This window comes from Adhaeribacter aerolatus (assembly GCF_007991635.1).
Classification (GTDB): Bacteria; Bacteroidota; Bacteroidia; order Cytophagales; family Hymenobacteraceae; genus Adhaeribacter; species Adhaeribacter aerolatus.
Genome location: NZ_BJYS01000020.1, coordinates 67,294 through 93,365 on the forward strand (window position 1 = coordinate 67,294; position 26,072 = coordinate 93,365).

General features: G+C 45.5%; 16 protein-coding genes. 4 read left to right on the top strand and 12 right to left on the bottom strand.

The genetic code is table 11. The features are described from left to right. Window positions 1-251: 251 nt before the first annotated feature. On the top strand, window positions 252-1,382 hold the full coding sequence (locus AAE02nite_RS14035; protein WP_146898450.1) for a hypothetical protein: 1,131 nt from the start codon (window positions 252-254) through the stop codon (window positions 1,380-1,382). Window positions 1,383-1,645: 263 nt separating this feature from the next. Here the strand turns inward: AAE02nite_RS14035 and AAE02nite_RS14040 are convergent, their stop codons facing one another. Together AAE02nite_RS14040 and AAE02nite_RS14045 are read right to left on the bottom strand one after the other, a co-directional pair. Continuing rightward, entirely contained in the window at window positions 1,646-3,586 is a 1,941-nt protein-coding gene (locus AAE02nite_RS14040) for a pyrroloquinoline quinone-dependent dehydrogenase (protein WP_218033500.1), read from the bottom strand. 47 nt (window positions 3,587-3,633) lie between these two features. Continuing rightward, window positions 3,634-4,596, bottom strand: a complete 963-nt coding sequence (locus AAE02nite_RS14045) for a sugar phosphate isomerase/epimerase family protein (RefSeq protein ID WP_146898454.1) — start codon at window positions 4,594-4,596, stop codon at window positions 3,634-3,636. A 361-nt stretch (window positions 4,597-4,957) separates the two neighbouring features. On the opposite strand from AAE02nite_RS14045, the gene AAE02nite_RS14050 reads away from it, so the two are divergent. Beyond that, the gene (locus AAE02nite_RS14050) at window positions 4,958-5,893 is read left to right on the top strand and encodes an alpha/beta hydrolase (RefSeq protein ID WP_146898534.1); all 936 of its coding nucleotides are present in this window, start codon (window positions 4,958-4,960) and stop codon (window positions 5,891-5,893) included. Window positions 5,894-6,311: 418 nt separating this feature from the next. Here AAE02nite_RS14050 and AAE02nite_RS14055 read toward each other — a convergent pair whose 3' ends face one another. Beyond that, on the bottom strand, window positions 6,312-7,670 hold the full coding sequence (locus tag AAE02nite_RS14055; protein WP_146898456.1) for an alpha-L-fucosidase: 1,359 nt from the start codon (window positions 7,668-7,670) through the stop codon (window positions 6,312-6,314). Window positions 7,671-7,833: 163 nt separating this feature from the next. Here AAE02nite_RS14055 and AAE02nite_RS14060 point away from each other — a divergent pair, with 163 nt between their 5' ends. Continuing rightward, window positions 7,834-8,895, top strand: a complete 1,062-nt coding sequence (locus AAE02nite_RS14060) for an oxidoreductase (RefSeq protein ID WP_246151033.1) — start codon at window positions 7,834-7,836, stop codon at window positions 8,893-8,895. Between the two features lie 551 nt (window positions 8,896-9,446). Here AAE02nite_RS14060 and AAE02nite_RS14065 read toward each other — a convergent pair. From AAE02nite_RS14065 to AAE02nite_RS14105, 9 genes are all read right to left on the bottom strand, one after another. Next, entirely contained in the window at window positions 9,447-10,388 is a 942-nt protein-coding gene (locus tag AAE02nite_RS14065; protein ID WP_146898460.1) for an NADP-dependent oxidoreductase, read from the bottom strand. A gap of 105 nt (window positions 10,389-10,493) precedes the next feature. Continuing rightward, window positions 10,494-10,943 carry a c-type cytochrome gene (locus tag AAE02nite_RS14070; protein WP_146898462.1) on the bottom strand — a complete coding sequence of 150 codons (450 nt, stop codon included), beginning with the start codon at window positions 10,941-10,943 and terminating at the stop codon, window positions 10,494-10,496. 352 nt (window positions 10,944-11,295) lie between these two features. Continuing rightward, window positions 11,296-11,808, bottom strand: coding sequence for a hypothetical protein (locus AAE02nite_RS14075; protein WP_146898464.1), 513 nt, complete (start codon window positions 11,806-11,808; stop codon window positions 11,296-11,298). A gap of 435 nt (window positions 11,809-12,243) precedes the next feature. Then, a complete protein-coding gene (locus tag AAE02nite_RS14080; protein WP_307725546.1) occupies window positions 12,244-13,329 on the bottom strand; it encodes a DUF6807 domain-containing protein in 1,086 nt (361 codons plus the stop codon). An 18-nt stretch (window positions 13,330-13,347) separates the two neighbouring features. Continuing rightward, window positions 13,348-14,694 carry a Gfo/Idh/MocA family protein gene (locus tag AAE02nite_RS14085; protein WP_146898466.1) on the bottom strand — a complete coding sequence of 449 codons (1,347 nt, stop codon included), beginning with the start codon at window positions 14,692-14,694 and terminating at the stop codon, window positions 13,348-13,350. Window positions 14,695-14,747: 53 nt separating this feature from the next. Then, the gene (locus AAE02nite_RS14090) at window positions 14,748-15,545 is read right to left on the bottom strand and encodes a 3-keto-disaccharide hydrolase (protein WP_146898469.1); all 798 of its coding nucleotides are present in this window, start codon (window positions 15,543-15,545) and stop codon (window positions 14,748-14,750) included. A gap of 153 nt (window positions 15,546-15,698) precedes the next feature. Further along, window positions 15,699-16,631, bottom strand: a complete 933-nt coding sequence (locus AAE02nite_RS14095) for a sugar phosphate isomerase/epimerase family protein (protein ID WP_146898471.1) — start codon at window positions 16,629-16,631, stop codon at window positions 15,699-15,701. Between the two features lie 96 nt (window positions 16,632-16,727). After that, the gene (locus AAE02nite_RS14100) at window positions 16,728-18,353 is read right to left on the bottom strand and encodes a RagB/SusD family nutrient uptake outer membrane protein (protein WP_146898473.1); all 1,626 of its coding nucleotides are present in this window, start codon (window positions 18,351-18,353) and stop codon (window positions 16,728-16,730) included. 20 nt (window positions 18,354-18,373) lie between these two features. Then, window positions 18,374-21,490, bottom strand: coding sequence for a SusC/RagA family TonB-linked outer membrane protein (locus tag AAE02nite_RS14105; protein WP_146898475.1), 3,117 nt, complete (start codon window positions 21,488-21,490; stop codon window positions 18,374-18,376). Window positions 21,491-22,712: 1,222 nt separating this feature from the next. On the opposite strand from AAE02nite_RS14105, the gene AAE02nite_RS14110 reads away from it, so the two are divergent. After that, window positions 22,713-26,072 carry a SusC/RagA family TonB-linked outer membrane protein gene (locus tag AAE02nite_RS14110; RefSeq protein ID WP_246151034.1) on the top strand — a complete coding sequence of 1,120 codons (3,360 nt, stop codon included), beginning with the start codon at window positions 22,713-22,715 and terminating at the stop codon, window positions 26,070-26,072.

Genomic DNA, 26,072 nt, shown 5'->3' on the forward strand with positions numbered 1-26,072 from the left:
TTAATTTATCATAATCCTAATACCAAAGTCATAAACAAAATTTTACTAAGTTTTTATATAACCATTTTCGCATGCAAGCGTAAGGAAATCTATATATTTAAATATCGATTTTTGTCACTTCAAATGGGTATAAATCTGCCATTTAGCAATGACGGGCAAAGAAACTTAATATTTTAGGCAACTGCTATTTAGGCGCTCTATTAAGGGCTTTAAGCTTTGTATTTTTTCAATCTTAACCATACATCTATTTTATGAAAGCAACACTCTTAAAATCCTGCTATTTAGCAGCCGCTGTTTCCTTGTTTTATGCTTGTAGCCCCGAAGAACAGAGCGTAAAAGAACTTGATAAAATTTCGTCTTCGGAAAAAGCCATGACCACCGACATGCTTAGTTTTGACAATGGTGTAACCCGAACAAGCAATTTTGTAACAACTGCCACCACCGACGGAGGAGCTATTATTGGTATCCGGGGAATTCAGCGATCGTTTGTTCCCAACTGGTCTCCGGCAAACCCTGGTGAATATTCAGCTGAAAACCGGGCCAACCTTTTCAACACCAATAATACTCCGGTTTCTGTACCGGATGCCACTATTCCGGGGGGCAGTAGAATAAGCGATGACGGCGATTTGGATGCTGCTTCTAATACAGGCAATGCTTTCATTATAAACCACAACAGCAGATATGATGTGCCCGACGATTGGGCTTGGGGCGGTGCCATGTACGTAGATTTTTCTGCGCTGGGAACGGTTACCTTGAAAAACCTGGTATTTTTAGATAATGAAGAAAATGGCACCTATATTAAGTTATTTAATGCCAGCAATATGCAAATAGGCGCTAACATTCCGGTAGCCAACCTAGGTAATGCCAGCTCCCAGGTTGTTAATTTAGGAAATACGCCCGGAGTAGCCAGAATGGAAGTTCATTTGGGCACCACTTCCGTAACCGGCTCCGGTGCTATCGATAATATAACTTTTGACCGGGAAATTCCGGAAACCGGCTGCACCAAAACCCAAGGTTACTGGAAAACGCACTCCAAATATGATGGTGCTAAAAAATATGATGATACTTGGAAAAAGGTGGGAGAAGATACGCCTTTCTTCACTAGCGGCGAAACCTATTACTCAATATTTGGCGTGCAACCAAGAGGTAATTCCTATTACAGTTTAGCGCATCAGTACATTGCCACTAAACTAAACCTGGCTACTGGCGCTACCGCCCCAACATCTGTAATGACTGCTTATAACAGTGCTACTACTTTCTTTACGAACAATACACCAGCAGCAGTGGCAGCCAGCAAAACTTTACAAGCAACGGCTACTCAATTAGCAGGAATTCTGGATGCTTATAACAATGGCGTAACTGGCCCAGGCCACTGCGATTAGCAAGTACCGGAAAATCTGAATCAGCCTAAACTGGTACAGAACTATTTAAACAAAAAAGTCGGCGGTTAATCACACCTGCCGGCTTTTTTGTTTAAAGCATAATAGATTTCTTTTGCAATCCCAATTTTCTGGAAAGCGTCTCTCCTACTTTCTAAGGGGTTAAAGTTGAAGTAAAACCGAAGCCCGGTTAATATTATACCCCTGGAAGGACTTTATAAAGTAAGCAAACGAACTTTAACCAAAAATAGGCAAGAGAAAGTCACTTACGGCAAGGCAAACGCCAGGTAATAATCGCCGGGCTTGGTAGCCATTTTACCACCGCCGCCGGCCGCTATTACCACGTATTGTTTACCGTTTACCGCATAGGTACTCGGCGAAGCGTAACCGCCGGCTGGTAGGGTTACCTCCCACAAAACTTTACCGGTAGTTTTATCAAATGCCCGGAATTTTTCGTCTTTGGTAGAGGCAATAAATACCAGCCCACCCTTGGTTACCAGGGTACCGCCCAGATTAGGGGCACCGGTTGGTGGTATGCCCTTTTTCGTCAGTTCGTCAAATTCGCCCAGAGGTACCTGCCAGGCAAAATCGCCGGTGTTGAGGTTAATGGCTGTAAGCGTACCCCAGGGTGGCGTAACAGCCGGGTAGCCTGCCGGATCCCAGAAACGGTTATAACCCATATGCCGGTACGGGTAAGGCTTGCCTCGCTCGTTCGGGGCCAAAGTAATAAGGCTTGGCAGTTCATTCGCATTTATGTACAACAAACTGGTTTCCGGGTCGAAGGACGCGCCGCTCCAGTTAGCCCCGCCTAAAAGCCCCGGCATGATTAAAGTACCCTGCGGACTGATGGGCGTAAACTGTCCGCCACTGGTAGACTTTCGGAATACCTCTAAGGCATATTGCCGCGCTTCGGGGTTCAAATTGGTTATATCCTTTTCGGTTAATCCTTGCCGGGCAAAGGGCGCCGGTTTGGTAGGTATGGGTTGCGTTGGCCAGGCTTTTTCGCCGGGAACGTCCGAAGCCGGTACCGGTTTTTCTTCAATCGGGAATAAGGGCTCACCGGTGTCGCGGTTAAACACATACACATAGCCGGTTTTGGCCACCTGGGCCACCGCATCTATTTGGTGGCCGTTGTGCGTTACCGTAACCAGGTTGGGCGGACAGGGCAAATCTTTATCCCAGATGTCGTGGTGAATAACCTGGTAATGCCAGATTCGCGCACCGGTAGCCGCATTTAAAGCGATTACACAATTACCAAACAAATTCTGGCCGGGGCGATCGGCACCGTAAAAATCCCAGGCGGGCGAACCGGTCGCTAAAAATACCATACCCCGCTTCTGGTCCAGGCTCATGCCGCCCCAGGCATTTACCCCGCCCGCGGTTTTCCAGGAATTATTCTCCCAAGTTTCTGCCCCAAACTCGCCGGCCCGCGGAATGGTCCGGAAAACCCAGTTCAGTTTACCCGTATGAATATCGAAAGCCCGTACGAAACCGGGAGCGGCTGCATCCGGGCCTTCGCCAACCGTGGAGCCCATAATCAGGTGGTTTTGGTAAATAACGCCCGGGGTGGTGCTGTTGTAATGCATACCGGTAATATCCCGGTCCAGGCCTTGCCGTAAGTCAATGCGACCCTGGTTGCCGAAGCGGGTTACTAATTGACCGGTTTGGGCATCAACACAAAATAAATAGATGCCGGCGCTGTAGTAAATTCGTTTATCTTTTCCCTTAGCCCAGTACGTTACCCCCCGGTTTACCCAATAATTAAAGCCCGGTTGAATATTTATCTTTTCTTTTTCGCGCAGTTCTTTTAACAAAGCAGCAGGCAAGGGATTAAAACGCCATAATTCTTTACCGGAAACGGCATCTAAGGCTACTAAATGCAACGTGGGGGTAGTAGCGTACAAAACACCCCCTACAGCCAGCGGGTTACACTCTAGCGTAGAAACTGGCTTTTCAGAAATATCGCCGGAACGATAAGTCCAGGCTAATTTAAGTTGCTTAACATTCTGTCGGTTAATCTGACTTAAAGTAGAATAACGGCTTTTGCTATCGTCGCCGGCGTAACTCGTCCAATCCGGACCGGCATATTGGGTACTGCCCTTGGGGCTTACCGTACAGGCTTCCAGCAGCGGCACCAGCAAAGCCAAAGCAGCAGTGCCTATTCTACCGTAACAGGCTGATTTAAATAATCGGGAAAGTATTTTCACAATTGAATTATTGCAGAAGATTATCTAACAGGCAATTAATAAAAGAATTATAAATTGGCTTGTTTTAGCATGCCCCGCAGGGTTTCCAAATCGCGTTTCATAGCCGTAAATACCACCTCGGGCGCAACAGTTATCTGCTTTTTACCCGATTCGGCCCCGCCCAACGGGTATTCGTAATGAATAGACATCGGACCGGCATAATTATCGCGGCGGAGCAAACCCAGAAAAGTTTTGTAATCGGCCATACCCTCGCCCAACGGTACAATTACAGGTACCCACTTTTCGCCTTTCTTCTGCCAGGCTACGTCTTTAATATCTACTGTTTTTATATAATTTTTAAGTAAATCATACCCGTGAATCCAGGAGTTGGCGCCTTCTACGGTAGCATGTTTTAAATCGTACTGGCAGCCAAAATATTTTGGGTCCAGATCTTTTATTAGATGCCAGATATCCCACACCGGGCCGCCTACTCCTGTACCAGTATGGTTTTGGTAAGCTCCGTGGATGTTGTATTTCTGGTTTAAAGCAGCCAGTGCGGCTAGCTGTTGCTTATATTTTTCGAGGCTTTTGGCAACGCCCAGGCGTTCATCATATTTCAACCAACCGGTACGGTAATATTTTATACCGGCTTTGCTGGCTGCTTTTACAATGGGTTCGGTATATTTATCAGTAGGGTCAGTAATAGCCGTGGTAATCATGGGCACCTCCAGGCCGGCTTTCCGGATAATATCTACCGCCCGGGGCAAATCTTCGGCTACCCTTTCCGGCACTACGTGGCCATCCGGCCTCACCGATAAATCCACGCCATCGAATCCCATTTTTTTAACGGCTTTAGCCATTTCGGCATAAGGCAGCCAATGCAAGTGCTTCGAAAATACACATAAAGTAAGGTTATTAGCCGCAGTGCTTTGAGCTGGTATATTGGCGGCCAAACTGCTAAAAGGCAAAGCTGCACTGGCAGCAGCTAAAGTAGTGAGGAAGTGACGACGGGTATAAGTAGAATTATCCATTATTTTAACGAAGGGTATTTGTGGTAGTGAAGAATTAAGATTTAGTTTTTATAAATATTACCTGGTAAACTAATTAACAACATTTTCGGAATTAGCGAAAGCTATAAATCAAGCCGATTTGAAATATTACTTCTTCAACCGGGGTTTTCATTCGACTGAACAAACTTGCAAATGCCAATACTACCAGCACCAGCATATAATATTGCTTTAACTTAAAAATAATATCTTTAAAAACCCAACCCTAATAGTTGATATACCCAGTTTACTCCAGCGTAAGTAATAAATTTTAATTGTAGGTGTAATAAACAAAAAAAATTAAATTAAGCCCCGGAAGAAACTTCACGCTAAATAATACAGATATATGGCTTCTAAAAACCGCCGGCAATTTTTGAAAGACAGTACACTTTTGGTGGGCGCATTAGGACTGGCTTCGGTGCCTGCCGCTGTTGCTGCCTCCAGAACGCAAAACCCTAAACCTAAAATTGTGCGCAAAACCATTAACCTGTGGGCCGATAAATCGCCGAACAACCAGGTACACGAAAAATTTGGCCGCCCCCGCCTGGAATTGTATATACCTGAAGGAACAGCTACACAAAAGCGGGCGGCCATTGTGGTGTGTCCCGGCGGCGGCTACCGCAACCTGGCTCCACACGAAGGGCAACCGCTAGCCGAATTATTTGCTGCGCAGGGCATAGTAGGGGCGGTATTAACGTATCATATTTCGCCGGAAAAACACACGTTGCCTTACGCCGATGCCTGTAGGGCCATTCGGCTGCTGCGCAACCAGGCCGCTGAGTTAAATATTGATGCTACCCGCGTGGGCATTATGGGCTTTAGCGCCGGCGGCCATTTGGCAGCCACCGTTGCCACCCAACCCGAATTATTTAAAGACCCGCAGGATAATTTAGCTGGAAAGGTCTCGGCCCGGCCCGATAGGGTGATACTGGGCTATCCTGTAATTTCTTTCCAGGAATTTGCCCACAAAGGCTCCGCCGAAGCTTTATTAGGAAAAAATGCCGACGAAAAATTATTGCAACAATTCTCCAACGATCAGCAGGTAACCGCGCAAAATCCGCCGGCGTTTCTGTTTCATACCGCCGACGACGCCGGGGTACCCGTAGAAAATAGTTTGCGTTTTGCAGCCGCCTGCTCTAAACACAAAGTACCGTTTGCCCTGCACGTTTATCCGCACGGCCGGCACGGCGTAGGCATGGCGCTGGATAACCCCGCCCTAAAAAGCTGGACGACCTTATTGGTGGATTGGCTGGCCGAGTGGTCGCTGCCACAGAAAGGTTAATCTTGGTATATACTTAGAAGTTTTTTAGCGAAGCGTAATTGGTGCCTATTGATAAAGGTTAGTTTTCAACTGGCCGGAATTTAAAAACTTCCGCTCTTGGTACACACCAACTACAAGCTGGCGCGAGCAAACATTGTTCTAAAATATTCCTTAGCCTGATAGCGAAGAGAAAAGATTCACTACAAACACCTTTTTCCAATCGCTTAACTTTGAATTGCCCCTGACTTCAGTCAGGGGTGCCAAAAACCGGGGCTAAAGCAGCAGGGCAATGCAAGGCTGCGCTTAACCTGATGCCTATGGTAAAAACACGTCAATGGCTACTGACTAGCGAGTTATTATAATGCTAAACAGCTTTTTTAATAAAAAACGCCAAGTGAAAGCCCGGCGTTTTTGTTTAATCAGCAATAAATAATCTAAATTATTCTTTGGCTGAAGCTTTGAATAAACCAACCTCGGCCAGCTGCACCGGGCCTTTGGCTTTAAGTACGGTTAACCGGATTTTATCGGTGTGCACGGCCGGAAAGCGGAGTAAGCGTTTGTAGCCAATGGTAGTAAACTGATTTATTTTCTGCCATTTGCTGCCATCCCAGTATTCGAGTAAAGCAGTTTCGTTGTGCTGCCCATCGGCAATATTTTCCTGGAACATGGCCCGATCAAAAGAGGTGGCTTTGCCTAAATTAAAAACAATTGATTGGCCCTGGGGCAGGGATACAAACGTATTTAGTTTAGTATCAGTCAGGCTTTTATTGCTTTTCTGGGTAGCCAGCAAGTTGGTTTTAAACGTCTCGTTCAGGGCTGCCCGGAACTCGCGTAAACTGGCTACATCGGCATCGGCAAAAAGCCCTTCGCGGTTTGGCGGAATATTTAGTAAGAGTAAACTGTTGCGGCCTACCGATTGGTAATACAGGTTAACAAGTTGCTTACCGGTTTTAACTTTGCTGTCTTCGGCGGCATGGTAAAACCAACCCGGCCGGATAGAAACATCGGTTTCGGCCGGAATCCATAGCTTGCCGTTAGGATCGCCGGTGTTTAAATATTTAGGATCGGCTTTGCCGGGTGCCATGCCGGTAATATTTATCGTAGACCAGCAGGTTTCGCCGGCATTGCCCGCCTCGTTCCCAACCCAGCGTACATCCGGCCCCACATCCGAAAACAGCACTGCATTTGGCTGTAGCTGGCGCACCAAAGCCCAGTAACCATTAAAATCGTACTCCATATCTTTGGCATTTTTGCCTTTAGCGCCATCGAACCAAACTTCCGATACTTCGCCATAATTCGTCAGGAGTTCCCGGAGTTGCGTTTTGTAAAAGTCGTTGTACTTGGCGGTACCGTAAGTGGGTTCGTGCTGATCCCAGGGCGATAAATAAAACCCAAACTTTACCCCTTGTTGTTTACAGGCATCGGCGATTTCTTTTACCACATCACCTTTACCATTTTTCCAGGGGCTGCTGGCTACGGTATGTTTGGTTACTTTGGAGGGCCATAAACAAAAGCCATCGTGGTGCTTCGCCGTGATGATAACCATTTTAAAACCGGTTTCTTTTAAGGTACCCACCAGTTTATTTGCGTCAAAATTTACCGGATTAAATATTTGGGGACTTTCGGTACCATCGCCCCATTCTTTATCGGTGTAGGTATTAACGGTAAAATGCAGAAAAGCCGTGGTTTCGAGTTGCTGCCAGGCCAGCTGGCGCGGTGTGGGCTTGGGCAACGACTGGGCTACCCCTAAAAAAGCCTGACTCACCGCCAGCACCAGTAATAAAGTAAATCTGAACATGAGGATTAAGAGAGGTTAATCTAATTAAAGATAAGCAAAACTTCCGGTTTAAAACCAGATGCTTTTACCTAAAACTTTAAAGAATAAACAGCAAATCATTTTATTCTGTAAAAATAGAAAAGACTTCTTTATTTTTAACCGTTCAATCAAAAACCTTTCCGCTGTGAACGAAATTGCTGCTCCTATTACCGTTGGCCTGGCCTCCTATGGCATGTCCGGCTTAGTTTTTCACGCCCCGCTGGTTTCGAGCCACCCCGGTTTTAAACTGCAGACGGTACTCGAACGCTCGGCTAATAAATCGCAGGAGCGCTACCCGGCAGTTAAAGTGGTTAAAACGTTTGAGGAACTCTTACAAGATAACTCGCTGGAACTTTTGGTAATAAACACGCCTAATGCGCTGCATTTAAGCATGGCGCAACAGGCTTTGGAAGCCGGCAAACACGTAATTCTGGAAAAACCGTTTACTGTTACCAGCCAGGATGCCCAAACCCTGATAAATATTGCCAAGGCCAATAACCGGGTGTTAAGCGTGTTTCAGAACCGGCGCTGGGACGGCGATTTTCTGACGGTACAGCAGGTTGTCAGGCAAAATTTACTGGGCCAACTCGTAGATTACGAAGCGCATTACGACCGTTACCGGAATTACATTGAGGCGAATACCTGGAAAGAAGAAGCGGGTCCGGGTTCCGGATTATTGTATAATTTGGGTTCGCATATGATAGACCAGGCACTGGCGCTTTTTGGTAAACCCGCTACCGTTACGGCCGAGTTAGGCATTCAGCGGCCGGGCGGGCAGGTAAACGATTACTACCACATTACGCTCTTCTACCCTGCTCTAAACCTGCGGGTTACTTTAAAATCGAGTTACCTGGTACGGGAACCGGGACCACGGTATATTTTACACGGCACCGAAGGCTCGTTTTTAAAATACGGCCTCGACCCGCAGGAGGACGCCCTGAAAGCCGGTAAACTTCCCTCCGAACCCAGCTGGGGCCTGGAAGATAAAAGTACCTGGGGTCTCCTCAATACGCAGCTAAACGGCCTCCATTTCCAGGGTACCATTGAAACTTCACCAGGCAACTATCTGCAATTTTACAACAGCATGTACGCGGCCATCCGCGAAGGGAAAGAGCTGGCCGTGAAGCCCGAAGAGGCCATGCTGGGTATTCAGATCATTGAAGCAGCAATCCGGAGTAACGCAGAAAAACGGACTATTAATTTATAATCAACTTCACCAATAAAGTACCGGCTTATTTTAAATAAGACAAATTGTAGCGCTAATTCTTGCTGGGGAGGAATGGCTGGCAGAATGATACTAAAATAATATATTCCTGTTCAGCAAAAAACTGTTTATCACGTCATTCGTGGAGGCAATCTTCTGTTTAGAAAAGATTACAGGTAATTAATTTCCTGATGGCACGCGAGGACCTCACCCTAAATCCCTCTCCTGAAAAAGGAGAGGGACTTTGATTAGTTTTATAACCGTATGGTAATGCTGTTTAATGATTAGTAAAATAAGTTTATAAACGGCATTGAATAACTAATCATGGTACTCCGATGGCAATCATAAATGACAAAGTAGTTTTAAAGGAATTTACTATATCTTCTATATGCTCTTTGTAATACATTACACTACAATATTTCTCCTGCTGCTAAAAGCGTTTAACTTGAAAATAGCGTTAACGGAACTCCCCTTCGCCCAGAGGAGAAGGGGTTGGGGGATGAGGTGGTTGCTGCGTAACATCAGTTATAAATAATATAAATATAGGTGGAGAATCAATCCATATTAATAACCACCTTGCCACGGGTTTTGCCGGTTTCAATTTGCCGGTGGGCATCGGCAATTTTATCAAACGAAAATTCCTGCGACACATGAGCTTTCAGAATGCCGGCCTGGAGTAGCTCAGCTAGCTTTTGCATATCGTCGCCGCTGGAGTGCACCAGGTAATTAGCGCCTTTAATATGTAAGGCATCGGCTCTTTTTTTCATTTCCTCGTTTACGCCGCCCACAATGCTAATCAGTTGTGCATCGTTTTTCAGAATTTTAAAATAACGCGGCACCATATCGGCTCCCAAGCTGTCCAGTACAAAATCAACAACGGGTAATTCTTCAAACTGCTCTTGGGTATAATCAATGTGCTGGTTTACTCCCAAATCTTTTAAGAAATCGGCATTGGCGCCGGAGGCTACTCCAATTACATAAGCCCCGATATGTTTGGCAATTTGGACCGCAAAATGGCCCACCCCACCGGCGGCGGCCTGAATAAATACCCGTTGCCCCGGTTTTATTTTGGCCTGGTGTACCAAAACCTGCCAGGCCGTTAAGGCCGCCAAAGTAGCCGCTGCCGCTTCCTGGTGCGAGATAGATTCGGGTTTTAATGCCAGATGTATTTCGGGGGCTGCCACATATTCGGCGTAAGCTTTGCCATGACCCGGAAAATTTACCATGCCAAATACCGCATCGCCTACCTTAAATTTACTAACCTCCTTTCCCACTTCTACTACTTCGCCGGAAACATCCCAACCCAAAATAACGGGCGGCTCGGTTCGTAGCTGGCCATATTGCGCTTTACCCTTCCGGGTTTTAATATCTACCGGATTAATGCTTAAAGCTTTTGTTTTTATTAATACTTCATTTGGCTTTAGCGTGGGCTTTTCTATTTCCTGCAACTGTAAATTGTCAGGCTCGCCGGGTTCGGTCAGAATAATTGCTTTCATAAGGTTAGATTTTAAGTTCCTGAAACGGAAAAACAGACTAAGACGGTCAAAAAAAGGCCGACACTTTTGTGCCGGCCTTTAAATCAGTTTAATAAAAATATTTAATTAGCCTTTTTTAACCGGAGCCTTAGTGGCTGGTTTGGCTGGAGTAGCTGGTTTTGCCGGTGTAGCGCCAGGGGCTAACGACAAAATATATTTTACCATTTCGCCAGCATCGGCTTGCGAAATTTGCGGGTGCGGGCTCATTGGAATTTGGCCCCAGTTACCTGCACCACCCTGAATAATTTTTTCGGATAACTTGGCTACGGCCGTTTTATCGCTTTTGTATTTTTGGGCAATTTCTTTAAAAGACGGACCAACAATTTTATTATCTACCGAGTGGCAAGCATTACAGTCGCTTTTATCCATCAGGGCTTTGCCTTTTAAAGCAGCTGCACCGCCGGCCTGATACACCTCGGTTGTAGGATTTACCATTTTACCGGTAAATGCAAACGACCCCATAACAATTGCCAGTACGCCGGCCGCCTTAAAACAGTTTGTTAAACTCCTTTTCATTGATTTTTACTTTTACTAAAATTAAATATTTATAACTGATTCCCTGGCTGTACAACAACAACCGGCTGGTTTAATTCAATAACTATGCCTTCTTTGAAATTTCGGGTACAGATTTAAGCAAAATTGTGCTGTTTCGCAAATAAACGCCTGATATTCTCATTTATTTTTGAGAATCTCAAAGTTACTCTATAAAAAGCGTATTCAAATATTCTGGCAGCGGCAACAGCATCTTTATTTCCGGACCAGCAGCATACCTACTAAGTCGTAAATACTCTCGTATTTATTTAGCAAGCTGGTTTTATTTTGTTCATCCGGCTGTAAAATCTGGTAAGGTTGTGTGGCGCTGTAAAGATTAAGCGGAAACGGCCCGGCGGCTTTTCTTGTGCGTGGTTCTCTGCCATTGTTTTTTGGTGGCAGCAACGGTACCTAGTATTATAAGCGAAGATATAACCGGCAGCAAACCAATTGGGTTAAAAGGGAAAAGCGGAAAACTCAGCAGGGCCAAACTCAGGCAAAAAATGGCAAGCGGTTTGCGCATATAATATTTGCCCCGGCTCAAAAACTTAATACACCTTAACTGCAATAAGCTTAAGCTCAGAAACACAACGCCCATTAGCAGCAAATTATAAAAGTGCAGGTTATAAGAAAACGTGCCCGCCTGCATTCTTTGGATATTAACCCATATTACCGCTACCAGATGCCCCACCATGTTTAACGCACACCACATAGCCATAAAAACCAGCAGCAACAGTGGTATTTTTTTAATTTCTGATTTCCGGGTGCGGTAAAAATAATTACCGATTAGCCAGGCTGAGACTACTGTCAATAGCAATATGCTGGCATCAGCAACTTGGGTGTTTATCATAAATTTAAAAGTAATTTTGGGTATCCGGGAATGATAAATATAAAATCAAAATGGAAAAGAAATATAAGAATAAATATTAAATATTCCGGCTAATATTCTTTTTAAAATCCTTTTAAACAGTCAATTACCTAAGTAAGTGGTAACACTGACACTGAAGCCGGTTAGCTGTATTATTAGTGAATAAATATTATATTTTTATATAACAGGCCTGAAGTTTGAACGTGCCCGACGGGCCATCCTCCGCTTACTTCATCAGCGGTATAAAATCTGATTGAGCCATTTGGGCAAGCGCAACAACCTACCGGAAAATGAGGCGCGATAAAAACTGAAAGCGGTAATATGAAAGGGATTTACCGGCTTAGGTAGAAATTCTTTTTTAAAGCAAAAAGGCCGCCACTTACGTGGCGACCTTTCTAAAATAAGCGTAAACTCTTATTACTTAACCGCCGAAAATTTCTGAAACTCAGCGTTTACCTGGTCGTTGGTTAAGTTGCTGCCCGAATGAATAATTACTTTATGCCGGAAAGTAACCGATTTGCCGGGTGCCAGCTTATAGTTAAGCTCTTCTTTGCCGTTGCTCATGGCTTTCTGGCCTAGCGGATTAGCGGCGTATAAGCCGTAACCACGGGCGTGCCAGTAAGTAGGGTAACCAACATTCTGCGGATTATCCAGTATTACCAACGAAACGGGCTCTTGCCCAATAGTACCTACCAGGTTTACCCATTTACCCCGGGTTCCCCAAACATCGTCGCCGGTTTTACCTTCGCTGCTGATGTATTTGCCGGTTACGCCTTCGTTGTTAAGCTTAGGTACCGCAGTAGCCACACCGCTCGCATCGGTGAAAACTTCGGGCTTGTTAGAGGGGTGTTCCAGTTCGCGGGACAAGCGGATCCCCAGCATACCTTCTTTGTTATCTTTAAACAATACCTCTTCTTTTAAAGCGGTTAGTTTAGTAATACGCTCGATGGTGCGGTCATTGCCCTGGCCGTTAAAAATAAACCGGGTTTCTTCCAGCAGCAGGTTCGTGCCATCTGGTTTTTGCCAATCGGCGGTTACTACCAGTTCGGCTTTATCGTTGCCGCCGGTCATTTTGGTAACAGCCCGGTGCTTAATGGTACCGAAATCCTTTTTCTTTTCGGCCGGAATAGCGGTAGAGTTATTCCAGAAATCGAGACCGTTTACGTCGCCGTAGTTAAACCACATACCTACGTGGTGCGGATGGTCTACCCGCTCGCCCGGCCGCGGGTCCATGGGCCAGCCCCGGGTTACGAGGGTACCTTTGGCAGTACGCAGCGGGTATAAAACCGGCTTCATCAGCTCGTTGGGGTAAATATAAGAGGTAAAAGGTTTGCCGTCTACCGTAATATCTACGCGCTTGGCGGCTTTATTTTCGGTTATAGCAAAGCGTTGGGTTTTGGCAGGTTTACCTTGCCGCGGCTCTTTTGGTACAAAGCTCATGGCCAGGCAAACTACAGCCAGGGTAAGCATTCCCAGGCTTACCCGTTTCATATTTCTCAGCATTCTCTTGATTTCTTCTCCTTAGCTAACTACAACATCCTGTTTGGTATCGTCGAAGGTTACCTTCTTACCGGTTTCCATGGCGGTGCGGGTCATAATATTTGCAATAGAATGGTTATAACCAGCTTTTACCGAAGCATTAGGCGTTTTGCGGCTCCGCACGCATTCCATCCAGTTACGCATGTGCAGCGAAGTCATCGGGTCGCCGCCGGTGTTGGCACCAGTTTCCATTTTAGCCGCGTTTGGCAAGGTAGCAGATTCCAGCAAGTTTGGTTTCATGCCCATTTCGTCGGCCATTTTTTTGGTTAAACCGCCTTCGGACGAAATTTTATTTGTATCCAGGTTTATCATACCGCCATTGGAGAAATACAGCTCTTTGGTACCGCCGGCCGAGTTGTGGAACCGAGACGTGAATATTACCTGAAAACCTTTGGTCATGTCGTTTTGCGGACCGTAATCCATCACGGCAGTTAACGTATCGGCGTTGGTGCGGCCGTCTTTCCACACGTAAATACCACCGTTGGCGGCTACACTACGCGGATGATCCAGGCCGGTAAACCAGTGTACGGTATCAATCTGGTGTGCCATCCACTGACCAGGTATACCCGAAGAATAAGGCCAGAATAAACGGAATTCTAAATATTTACGCGGATCCCAGGCTACTTTCGGGCGGTTCATTAAGTAACGGTCCCAATCGGTATCTTCCTGACGGAGATCTTTTACTTCCGGTACCCGCCAGCGGCCGGGCTGGTTTACGTTCCAGCACATTTCTACCATGGTAATATCGCCGAATTTACCCGAGCGGATGTAGTCGTTAGCGGCAATATAGTTAGGGGCACTGCGGCGCTGCGAACCAATCTGTACAATTTTCTTCGTTTCTTCCACGGCTTTCAGCAGGGCCCGCGCATCTTCCATGGTTTCGGCCATTGGTTTTTCAATATAGGCATCGCGGCCGGCCCGAACGGCTTCCACGCCCATTAAAGCGTGCTGAAAATCGGCAGTAGAAATAATTACCGCATCAATATCTTTATTGTCGTACAACTCATCGTTGTTCCGGTGCTTTTTAATTTTAACGCCTGCTTTGGATTTTATATAAGCCTCGGCGGCATCGCGGCGGCGGTTCCAGATGTCCGACACGGCGGCAAATTCAAAATTTAAATCTTTGGCATGGTTCATAAAAGAAGGCACCAGCGAACTTCTGAAACGATTGGAGAAGCCTACTATACCTACTTGTACCCGATCGTTGGCTCCTAAAATACGGCCATAGCTTTTTGCACTAAAGCCCATGTTCATGGCGGCTAAGCCTACCGTTCCCATCGCAGCTTTCTTCAAAAATGCGCGACGCGGGTTATTATTATTGTTTTCCATGTGTACTGTATGATTTTAATTTAATTGGTGAATAATTCTGCAGTTAAGTTTAATTAAAGCGTCCGGATTTTAATATTCCGGAAATGCACTTCATCGCTGTGGTCTTGTAATAATAATGGCCCCTGGGCGGCTTCGCCAAAGTTTTCGAATTTCTGGTATTTGCTTTCGGCCACCAGTTTCCGGAATTCCGGACCGCCTCTTTCGTATTCCACTACTTTGGTACCGTTCAGCCAATGTTCCACGTGTCTGTTTTTAGATATTACCCGTATCTGGTTCCACTCGCCAATAGGTTTGGCTTGCTTGCTTTGGGCTGGTATCAGGTCATAAAGTGAGCCAATGGTGCGGTTGCCGTTTTTGCCCATTTTAGCATCCGGGTGCCGGTCGTCGTCCAAAATTTGGAATTCCAGCCCGATGGCCGAACCGGATCCTTTCCGTTCGGTTACAAAATATTTCAATCCGCTATTGGCACCGGGAGTTAACTTTGCTTCCAGGGTCAGTTCAAAATTATCAAACTGGCTGGTTGTAACAATGTCACCGCCCTTCCGCGAGTCGCCGCTATTGGTTTTTAAAATTATTAGTTCGCCGTTTTCTATTTTCCAGCCCCCAGCCGGAAAAGCATCTTTGCCCACACCGCGCCACCCCGTGGCTGTTTTACCATCAAACAATAATTTCCAGCCGGCGCTTTCTTCCGCCGGTGTAAGCTGGTTCTGGTTCTCCGAATCGGCGTTTAGCTGCAAAGCCGCGCCTCCACCCAGATGAGTATCCGAAACCTGTTCCGCAGGCCGACAAGCGCCTGCTAAACCAGCTAAAACAAAGGCATAAATAAACAAGTAGCCTTTAATCAGGTGCATGTTATTTTCTTAATTTGGCTAAAAGATATTGTACAATGTTCTATTTAAATTATTTTATATTTATAAATTAACAATTTACATATAAATATTTAAATTAGCTACCTCCATCGCCAAATATTATTCAGCAGCAAGCAATCTGCTTCCGCAAATGCATTAAGATTGAACCTTAAAACCCAGCGTATTAAGATAACTACGGGTTATCTCGGCGCATTGTGCCGGGGTTTTAGCTTTATCCGGCACCGAGTCCAGTTCCACAATTCCCCAGCCTTTAAACTTCACATCGGCCAGAGCTTTAAACACGCCCGGCAGGTTTACATTCCCCTGACCCAGTTCCACAAAAGTATAAGCCTTTGGATTTGAATCGCCGGTTTTGGGCCGCACATCTTTTAAATGCAAGGCATTTAAACGGCTTTGGTATTTTTTTATAGCCGCCACCGGATCGCCGCCACCCTGGTGATAATGGGCAGTATCGAGTTCCAGTTTTACATTTTGCGGATCGCAACTGCTCAGAATAATATCTACTTCTTCCGGAGTTTCGCCTAACTGGTGCATGTGGTTGTGGTAATTGGTTATTACGCCCATGTCGCGGCTGCGACGGCCTATTTCGTTTAGCAAGCGGCCGTATTTTTGCAAATCCTCGGTGGTAGGGGCGGCGCCGTCTTTAGGACGGGAAGAGTTGGTTATCTGAATATTCCGGCCACCCAGAGCTTTTACAAATTTAGCATTATCTAAGTGCGTCTGAATTACTTTTTCGTCGTCGCCAGTGTTAATATTGGCATTGCCGCTCGAAAACATGGGCAATTCCAGTTTATACTGGGTGAGCACAGCCTTTAATTCGGCGGGTTTGGCACTATATTCTTTTAAAACATTGGAGCGCAACTGCACACCTTTAAAGCCCAGCGCCGCAATATCTTTAATGGCCTGCACATCATTACCGCCCCAGGTTATGGCCGAATAGCCTAATTTTAAACCGGGAACCGAAATGCGCCCCGTTCCACCGGCCTGAAAACCAGTTAACACCGGTAAAGAAAGTGCCGTGAGGCCTAATTGCGCAAGAAACGTTCTACGCGATATTTCTGTAGACATAGTAAGTTTTTAGTTGATTAAGCGAATAAGATATAAAATATTCCCCAGTGATAAAAATTTGTTTACCACCAGGGAATAATTTTTCGAGTTAAACCATTAATAACCTTGGTTTTGCGGGAAAGCTTCTTTCCCACCGGTAGTCCGGTCAATCTGGTCGTTAGGTATCGGACGCAGCGTATGAAATGGTTGAATATTGGGCCCGCCATCGGGATTATACTTTTTAACCCGCTCTACCAAAGTACCGGTTCTTACCAAATCAAACCAGCGTTCCATTTCACCCAATAATTCACGGGCTCTTTCGTCCAGAATAAAGTCCAGGTTTAACTGACCTGCGGTTATTTCCATTTCCTTTTCTTTGCCCGGCAGCGCCGCACGCCGCCGCAGGGTGTTAATATAAGTAACTGCTTCTTCGGGTTTACCGGATTTAAGTAAAGCTTCGGCCGCAATTAAGTAAGTTTCGGCTAAACGAGCCACCATAAAATCACGGGAACCTCTTTCTTCCTGCACCGAAAGCCGCTGTGGGTCTAAAAATTTACTTAAACTAGGAAAATAACGATAATTCCCGGCTGATAAAACTTCTGCCCGGTCTATAATCCGGTAGTTCTTTTTGGCTTTAAACTCGGCCGAAATATTGGTAGGCGCTACCCAGATAGCGGTATCGCCAATTTTCATGCCGGGAGCCAACGTAGCCGGATTATTTGCATAAAATACCTGTTTAAAAGAACCGTTGTACCGGGAATCTTTCGTACGGTCGAACAAATCGAGTGTATACATGGTAGGCTTAAAACGTTTAAAGGGCCGGCCATTAGCTACATCACGCATGGTTCCTTTATGGCCCGCATCGTACTCCATAATAAAATAAAGATGGCCACTGTTGCCGTTACCATTCGTTAATAAGCTATTGGTGTACTGTACCGACCAGACTACTTCGGCATGTTCCTGGTTAGACTGATCAAAAACATCAGCAAAATTAGGCAACAGCCTAAAACCATAACTAGGGTTGTTTATTACACCTTTGGCCAGTTCTGCTGCCCGCTGATAATCATCTGGTTTGGCGGCACCTGCATTACTCGCCCGGGTTAAAAGCACTTTGGCCAGCATGTGTTCGGCAGCCGGTTTGGTGGCCCGGCCATATTCGGTTTGCTTTGTCGGCAATACTTTAATAGCCTCTTCCAAATCCTGAACAATTACGTCGTAAACATCTTTAACCGATGAACGGCTGGCGGTAGTCTGGACTTCGGTGGTTTCGTGTAAGGCCAGGTGTATAGGCCCAAAAGTTTGAACCAATACAAAGTAGTAATGTGCCCGCAAAAACTTAGCTTCCCCTACCCGAATGGCTTTTCGGGCCTCATCTACTTCAACCGTGGGGGCGCGATCGATAACGGTATTTGTAGTGTTAATAGCGCGGTAAAAATCATTCCACAGATCCCGGATATAATCTACCTGGGCATTTAGATTAGGCGTATAATCGTTCACAAACTTATAATCACCATCGGCACCTTTGGTATAGGTATCGGTACCAAATACGGTAAGGGTAAAGCCGCGCTGGGTGCCGTACCACGAACGCAATGGCTCGTACGAGGCCTTTACAGCATCTTCGAAACCAGTTGGTGTTTTAAAATATTCCGGCGTAACCACCGATACAACTTCTTCTTCGAGGGTATCCTTACACGCTTGGCTGAAAAAGGCCAGGCAGCAGGTAAGTATTAATATCTTCTTCATAAAATTGATGCTTTCTTTAATTAAAATTTTGCGTTAATACCAAACATAATCAGCCGCGCAGATGGGGTGCCAATCGAGATTAGGTTTGATTGTTCGCGGTCGTTGTTCCGGCCCCGGGCTTGTTCCGGATCCAGGTTTTTGCCGTAATTAGAAAAAATGAACGGATTCTGTGCACTGGCATAAACCCGCAGCGACGACATTTTTACTTTACTGCTAATGGCAGCCGGAATATTATACCCCAGGCTAATATTTCTCACTTTGGTAAATGAACCATCGAAATAAGACATGGTGGTATTATACAGCGGGCGCTCCTGGTTTTGATTAGGCCGTGGGAAGGCGTTGGTTGGGTTATTCGGTGTCCAGTAGTCAACATCCATATTGTTGTACCGGCCAGCCAGGAAGTTTAGATTATTATACAAGTCGCTTTGGATAAGGCTTCCCTGGCGGGTAAAAATAAAGAACGAGAAATCTATTCCTTTGTAGCTAAACCTATTGGTAATACCACCCGACCAATCCGGAATATCAGAGCCTAATATTACCCGGTCCAGCGCATTAATAGCGCCATCGTTGTTCTGGTCTTTTACTTTAATTTCGCCTGGGTTCTGCTTGTATTTCTTGGCTTCATCGGCTTCGCTGGTTTGCCAGATGCCTAGCTTGTCGTAATCATAATATACGGTTAGGGGCTGGCCTATAAAGTACAGACTACCGACATCGTTGTTTTTACCGTTATAAATTTCTACAATTTGTTCTTTGTTCGAGTTAAAGTTTAAATCGGTGGTCCATTTAAAGCCATCGCCGCCCATGTCTACGTTAACTGTTGAAATAGCAAATTCGACACCGGTGTTCTTGCTTTTACCTACGTTTTGCAAGACACTGCCGTAGCCGCTGGTGAAAGGCAGGTTTCTGGGCATTAGCAAGTCGTAGGTATCTTGCTGGTACACTTCTAAGGATCCTGAAATACGGTTATCCAGGAATCCATAATCTAACCCTACGTTGGTAGTGGCTGTGGTTTCCCAGCGTAAATTCGGATTAACCAAGGTATTAGGTGAATAACCAAAAGCACCTGAATTGCCAAATGCATAGGTAGTGCGGTTTAAAGAACCTTGCGTAGCATAGGCATTAATACCCTGATTACCGGTTAAGCCGTAACTGGCCCGGAGTTTCAGATTATCAATAAAGGCAATATCTTTTATGAAAGATTCTTCACTCAGGCGCCAGCCAATGGCCGCAGAAGGGAAGAAACCATATTTTTTAGTATCCCCGAATAAACCTGTTTCACCGGCAAATTTAGAAGATCCATCTATCCGGGTGGTCAGCGTCAATAAATATTTATCTTTAAAGCCATAGTTTATCCGGCCCATGTAAGAAAGTAGGCCACTTTCGTTCAAATCACTGTCTATGCCTTCAATATTTGGCGCATGTGATAATTTATAAAATAATTGTCTTTCAGAAGTTAAACCGCTGGCCCGTATACTATAGAATTCCCGCTGTTCCTTTTGGATTGAAAAGAGGCCGGTTATATTAATATCATGCATTTCCTTGAACGTTTTACTATAGTTCAGGATGTTTTCCACGGTGTAGGAGAACAAATAATTGTTATCGTTCCGGGCAAAAGGGGTACCACCCGACCGGGCATTGGTCAGGCTGGCCTGAAACTGACCACTACGACGGGCAGAATAATCCGGACCAAAATTTAAGCGGTAAGTTAACCCTTGTGCAATCTGGTATTCGGCAAATAAACTGGTAAAAATCCGGGCCCGGCGGTTTTCATTTACAACCGCATTGGGCACTACCTCTAATAAGGGGTTAGTCTGCGCCCCATCCGTTGTATTCCGGAAAAGAAGCTTACCATCTTTATCGTACGGCGAGCCCAAAGGATTTTCACGCAACGTAACGCCATAAGGGTTGGGACCAATATTCAGCTTTCCTAAACTACCCAGCATGGTTACCCCAAATTTTAAGCGATCGGTTATCTGCTGGTCCAGCGATATACGAATATTGTCGCGGGTAAAGTCCTGCCCAATAGTTACCCCTTTTTCGTAGAAATGATTAAAAGAAACCGAATAGCGGGTTTTCTCACCACCTCCCGAAATACCTAGCTGGTGGCTTTGCTGGGAACCCGTCCGGGTTATATAATCCTGGTAATTAGTCGACCGGCCGGAGGCTATGCCCTCTAATTCAACGGCATCAAAGATGGCTTTATCCGCCGCAACCGGGTCGGCATCATTGTATTTACCAATGGCCCGGCGCGACTCGCGTTTGTATTCGGCAAACTCGGGCCCGTTCATTACATCGTACTGATTAATTATTTTATTAACTCCGTAATACCCGTCGTAAGTAACACTTACCTTACCAGGGGTACCCCGTTTGGTGGTAATAATAACTACCCCATTGGCACCCCTGGATCCGTAGATAGCGGTAGAAGAGGCATCTTTCAGCACTTCCATAGATTCAATGTCCTGTGGGTTGATATCACTGATATCACCCGAAAGCGGAATGCCGTCTACTACGAAAAGTGGATCATTCCCGGCGTTAAAGGACCGCCGGCCCCGTATCCGAACATTTACCCCGCCACCCGGGCTGTTGCCCTGGCTTAAAACTTCAACCCCGGCTGCTCTACCCTGTAAGGCCTGTTGGGCATTGGTAACCGGTAGTTCAGAGATTTCTTTGGAAGATACCGAGGAAATGGCACCTGTTACCTGACTTTTCTTTTGGGTACCATAACCCACCACTACAACTTCCTGCAGCGCTTTGGCATCTTCGGACATGGTAATATTAACCGCCCCAGGACCAGAGAAGGTTTTTTCGGTGGTAGTAAAACCAATAAAGGAAAACACCAGCGTACCGCCTTGTTCGGGTACACTAATTGCATAAGTCCCATCTAATCCGGTGGTAGCGCCAATAGTGGTGCCTTTCAAAAGCACCGTAACGCCCGGCAGTGGCTCGCCTTTGGCCGAACTTACTTTACCGGTAATGGGCCAGTTAACGGGTTTGCTGAGATAAAGCTTAGCCGAAGTAAAATTTGCAGTAGTTAAACTGCTGCGGGCAGAAGGGCTGGCAAAAGCCCCATCGGATAAACAACATGCCAATAGCAAGACACAAACCTTGCCAGGCTTTAAACGGGTAAAGTTTCTCATACAGGTTAATTAAAATTATTTGAGTGGATATTAAATTGGGTCTGGTGGTCCGGAAAAACCCGGAGTAAGATTAGAAGAGCGGAGGTACTAGTATCAGGGGCGCTTTATTTAAAGCAAATTCTTCTTAGCTGTGGTCGATAGTGTTTACTTATTTTGTTCAACAATAAAGCAATATAATCAACTTTTAAATTTTTCATTATATAAGTTCTAATTTACGGAAAAACAAAATACAAATTTTTGAAATATTTGTTATTTAAATTTAACAAGCATAGGTATTTATACCCATAAATACAAATTAATTCCCGCAATCGATGCCGGGAACGTTTGCGAAAAAATCCAGTCGTTTAATGCTTTATTACAGCTTAAATACACGAACCTTGAAGATCGAAATATTACTCTTAATTTCTTTATCAGAAAGGCTATAATTGCAAACAAGAAGGATACGCCATTAACTGGCAGGAAGGATATGCCAGGATTAGGAGCTAAACATCTTTATTCTTAACAGTCTATAATAGACAAAATGCATCCTACGCCATGAAAGCTCTAAAATGTGCGTCGAATATATAAAAAGGATTTTGGCAGATAAACCACTACTATTTTGCCAAACAAACAGGAGTTTCGAGCTTTGAGTGTAAATTGGGTTAAGCGGTAATAAATAACTAAATGCTTTGTCACAAGAAACAACCAAAACTCACCGAAGGTAATGTAGAAATCTGATTTTCCTATTTGAAAATCACTAAAAAAATACTAACTTTTAGATGATTCTATATAACTAAACCCTGCCATTAAAGACCTGATACATCCAACGTTACAGCCCTAAACCACTTACTGTACACCTGCTAAATAACCCCAGCGGCTTACCACTTTAGTAATTATCTCTTTACACTTTAATATTTTAATGAGCACCAAGTTAAAGAAGCTTTAAAATTTTGAAGATTAGTTTATTTATTAACCATAATGTATATTCAGACTTTATATATACCTAATATGGCAAGCCATTAAAATTGTGGTTAAAAGGCCATTTCACCTCTGCTGAATTTTGGTTTAGAATACAAAGCACAAAACATACTGCTATAGTAAAAACCAGTTCATACGGAATAATTTTTAGTAAATGATTCCTAAGGGTATTAAACAAGAATCAAAGAAATTGAAGTTACCGGCAGATTACGTTTACCTGCAAATTTCACCATTTTACCCATAATATTTTTTATCAGAATAATCTATGAATTTAAAATTACCTTCTGTAAGGGCAATTGGCATTAATTTAATGCTCACTGCTTTGCCCAGCCTGGCATTTGCGCAGGCATTACCTGTTATTAGTCTCAATAATCCATTAGTCAGGAAGCCAGTTGTGCAAACCTTAATGGCCAGTTCCCGGGCTTTGCCGACTAACATTGATAAAATGGTGAAAGGCAGAGTGGTAGACCAAAAAGGCGAATCCCTGATTGGCGTGAGCGTACTGGTAAAGGGTACCTCCCGCGGTACTGCTACCGATGTATCCGGCCGATTTGAAATTGCGGTAGAAGATGTGGGTGCTACCCTGATATTTTCGTACGTGGGCTATGTGCGCAAAGAAATAGAAGTGGGTAATCAAACCGATATAACGGTAACCTTAGAAAACGATACCCAGGTTTTATCGGAAGTAGTGGTTACGGCCCTGGGTATTAAGCGGGAGAAAAAAGCTTTGGGCTACTCGGTGCAGGAAATTGGTGGCGAAGCCATTTCTACCGCCAAAGAAGCAAACCTGGCCACTACCCTGGCTGGTAAAATGGCCGGGGTGCAGGTAACCCGCTCGGCCAATGGGGCAGGCGGCTCGTCAAAAGTAGTAATCCGGGGTAATAATTCATTGGTAGGTAACAGCCAGCCCCTGTATGTAATCGACGGTATACCTATGGATAACAGCAACCCTAATTCACCGGGCAGCAGCGGCGGTATCGATTACGGCGATGGTATTTCCAACATCAACCCCGAAGACGTTGAATCTATTTCGGTTTTAAAAGGACCCAATGCGGCCGCCCTTTACGGGCAGCGTGGCAGTAACGGGGTGGTTTTAATTACCACCAAATCGGGTAAAGCGCAAAAAGGTATTGGCGTAAAATATGGTATCGATTATTCAGTAGGCGATGCCTTGGTTTTGCCGGATTTCCAGGACGAGTACGGCCAGGGACTGGACGGCAATTTTACCCATTTTAGAGGCAACGATGGCAAAATTTACACCTGGGCCACGGCGCAAGCCGGCAATATACCAGGCATGCCCAAGACCAGCGGCGGCCGCGACCGGTTTACCCGCAGCAGCTGGGGCCCCAGAATGGAAGGACAACAATACGAAGACCAGTGGGGTAACGTGTTAAACTTTACGCCGCAGCCCAATACGTTTCAGAAATTTTTTAACACCGAAACGCAAATGGTAAATAATGTAAGCTTAGAGGGCGGTACCGATAAAATAAATTACCGGCTGTCATATGGCAATACCCATATTAACGGCTATACCCCCGGCAATACGTTAGACCGCCACAATATTAACCTGCGAACAATAGCCAAAATAACTTCTAAACTGGAGCTAGACGCCAAAGCCAACTACATCGACCAAAGAGGTGCCAACCGGCCCACTGTTTCTGATGCCAGCGATAATCCAGCCTATATTTTCATCAGTCAGCCGCGCAGCATGGGCATGGATATTCTGGCTAACTCGGCCTGGACCGCCGAAGATGTGAGCAGGCAATTGGGTTATGGTACCGTGCCGTTTGTGGGTATGGAAAAAACCTACGCCACCAACTCTTCTACGGCCAATCCTTACTGGACCCGCGACCATACTTTCAACTCTGATGACCGGCAACGTTTGATTGGTTTAATCCGGCTGAGCTACCAGTTTAACGACTGGACCAGACTAACGGCCAAAACCGGTACTGACCTTTATACCGACCAGCGTTACCGGCACCGCGAAATAGGCACTTACCAGAGTACTAACCGCAACGGCGATATTTCGGAGCAAGTAACCCGTAACCGCGAAGACAACAGCGATGTGCTTTTATCGTTAACGCCCGAATTTTCCGATAATTTTTCGGTGGGCTTAAACCTGGGGGCCAGCCACCAGAAATTTTATTCCCGCACCACCGGCAATACCGGTACCGAATTTATTGTGCCTAGATTATATGCCATTAACAACACGCTCATCAACTCCTATATTTACCGGCTAACCGAGAGCTCTATCAATTCGGTTTATTTATCCGGCCAGGTAGGTTTTAGAGAATATTTATTCCTCGATTTTTCGGCCCGCAACGACTGGTCTTCTACCCTTTCGCCGGAAAACAATTCCTTTTTCTACCCGGCTATCAGCACCAGTTTGGTCCTGTCCGATGCTTTAAATATCCAGAGCAATACGTTAAGCTTTCTCAAATTAAGAGGCTCCGTTGCGCAGGCGGGTAGTTCCGGTTCGCCGTACCAGTTAACCGGCACTTACTCTTTGGATCAGAATGCCCACGGCGGTGTGCCTTTGGCTTCTTTTTCGTCTACCATACCAGATCCTAATCTAAAGAACGAGCTTACTACCTCCGTTGAAGTAGGTTTGGAAACACGTGTTTTCCAGAACCGGGCTGGTTTGGCGTTTGCCTATTACAATGCCCGTACCGAAAACCAAATATTAGATGTGCCTTTGCCGCCTTCCAGCACTTTTGGTTCGCGCCGCATTAATGCCGGCGAAATTCGTAACCGCGGTATTGAATTAACTTTAAACGGAACACCGGTAAAAACCGCGTCAGGCTTTACCTGGGACGCTACCTTTAATTTTTCCCGTAACCGCAACCAGGTTGTTTCGCTGGCAGAAGGCGTAGATACCTATATTTTAGGCTCGGACCGCGGCGTTAACGTAGTAGCCGAACCCGGTAAACCTTTCGGCACCATTATCGGCAACGGTTTTCAGTGGCTGCGCGACGAGAACGGCAACCGCCTGATTGATCCGGATACCGGCTTGCCTTTAAAAACCAACGGCAAAATATTATACGAAATTGGCAATGCGTTGCCTAATTGGTTAGGCGGTTTTAACAACAGTTTCCGGTACAAAGGCATAGCGCTGTCGGCATTAATTGATATTAGCCAGGGCGGTAAAATTTATTCCCAAAGTTTGCGCGAAGAGCTGGTTTACGGTACCATTAAAAAAACCTTACCCGGCCGCGATGGAACGTATGTAGCCGAGGGGGTAGTAGCCAACAAATCGGCCGATGGCACCTGGACCAGTACCGGGCAGGTTAATACCAAGCAAGTGCGGGCGCAGGATTACTGGAACGTGGTAGCACCGGATAAAGACAATGTGGTACCCGAAGAAATGCTGAACGATGCCAGCTACGTGATGTTCCGGGAGTTAACCCTCAATTACGCTTTGCCTTCGGTACTGGTAAACCGCACGCCGTTTAAAGGTATACGGGCCGGTATTTATGGCCGTAACTTGTTTTACTTACAACGCAAAACCGAAGGTTTTGCCCCGGAGGCTTCTTCATTTAACGTAAATAACTCTTCTCTGGGCTTAGAATCTACGGCCCTGCCTTTGTTACGTTATTTTGGGGTGAGCCTGAATGTAGAATTATAA

Excerpts from the sequence above, each read along its gene's own strand:
- AAE02nite_RS14070 (WP_146898462.1), bottom strand. The coding sequence starts at position 10,943 with ATGAAAAGGAGTTTAACAAACTGTTTTAAGGCGGCCGGCGTACTGGCA.
- AAE02nite_RS14090 (WP_146898469.1), bottom strand. The coding sequence starts at position 15,545 with ATGCACCTGATTAAAGGCTACTTGTTTATTTATGCCTTTGTTTTAGCT.
- AAE02nite_RS14045 (WP_146898454.1), bottom strand. The coding sequence starts at position 4,596 with ATGGATAATTCTACTTATACCCGTCGTCACTTCCTCACTACTTTAGCT.
- AAE02nite_RS14085 (WP_146898466.1), bottom strand. The coding sequence starts at position 14,694 with ATGGAAAACAATAATAATAACCCGCGTCGCGCATTTTTGAAGAAAGCT.
- AAE02nite_RS14110 (WP_246151034.1), top strand. The coding sequence starts at position 22,713 with ATGAATTTAAAATTACCTTCTGTAAGGGCAATTGGCATTAATTTAATG.
- AAE02nite_RS14080 (WP_307725546.1), bottom strand. The coding sequence starts at position 13,329 with ATGCTGAGAAATATGAAACGGGTAAGCCTGGGAATGCTTACCCTGGCT.
- AAE02nite_RS14035 (WP_146898450.1), top strand. The coding sequence starts at position 252 with ATGAAAGCAACACTCTTAAAATCCTGCTATTTAGCAGCCGCTGTTTCC.
- AAE02nite_RS14065 (WP_146898460.1), bottom strand. The coding sequence starts at position 10,388 with ATGAAAGCAATTATTCTGACCGAACCCGGCGAGCCTGACAATTTACAG.
- AAE02nite_RS14075 (WP_146898464.1), bottom strand. The coding sequence starts at position 11,808 with ATGATAAACACCCAAGTTGCTGATGCCAGCATATTGCTATTGACAGTA.
- AAE02nite_RS14100 (WP_146898473.1), bottom strand. The coding sequence starts at position 18,353 with ATGAAGAAGATATTAATACTTACCTGCTGCCTGGCCTTTTTCAGCCAA.
- AAE02nite_RS14105 (WP_146898475.1), bottom strand. The coding sequence starts at position 21,490 with ATGAGAAACTTTACCCGTTTAAAGCCTGGCAAGGTTTGTGTCTTGCTA.
- AAE02nite_RS14055 (WP_146898456.1), bottom strand. The coding sequence starts at position 7,670 with ATGTTCAGATTTACTTTATTACTGGTGCTGGCGGTGAGTCAGGCTTTT.
- AAE02nite_RS14050 (WP_146898534.1), top strand. The coding sequence starts at position 4,958 with ATGGCTTCTAAAAACCGCCGGCAATTTTTGAAAGACAGTACACTTTTG.
- AAE02nite_RS14095 (WP_146898471.1), bottom strand. The coding sequence starts at position 16,631 with ATGTCTACAGAAATATCGCGTAGAACGTTTCTTGCGCAATTAGGCCTC.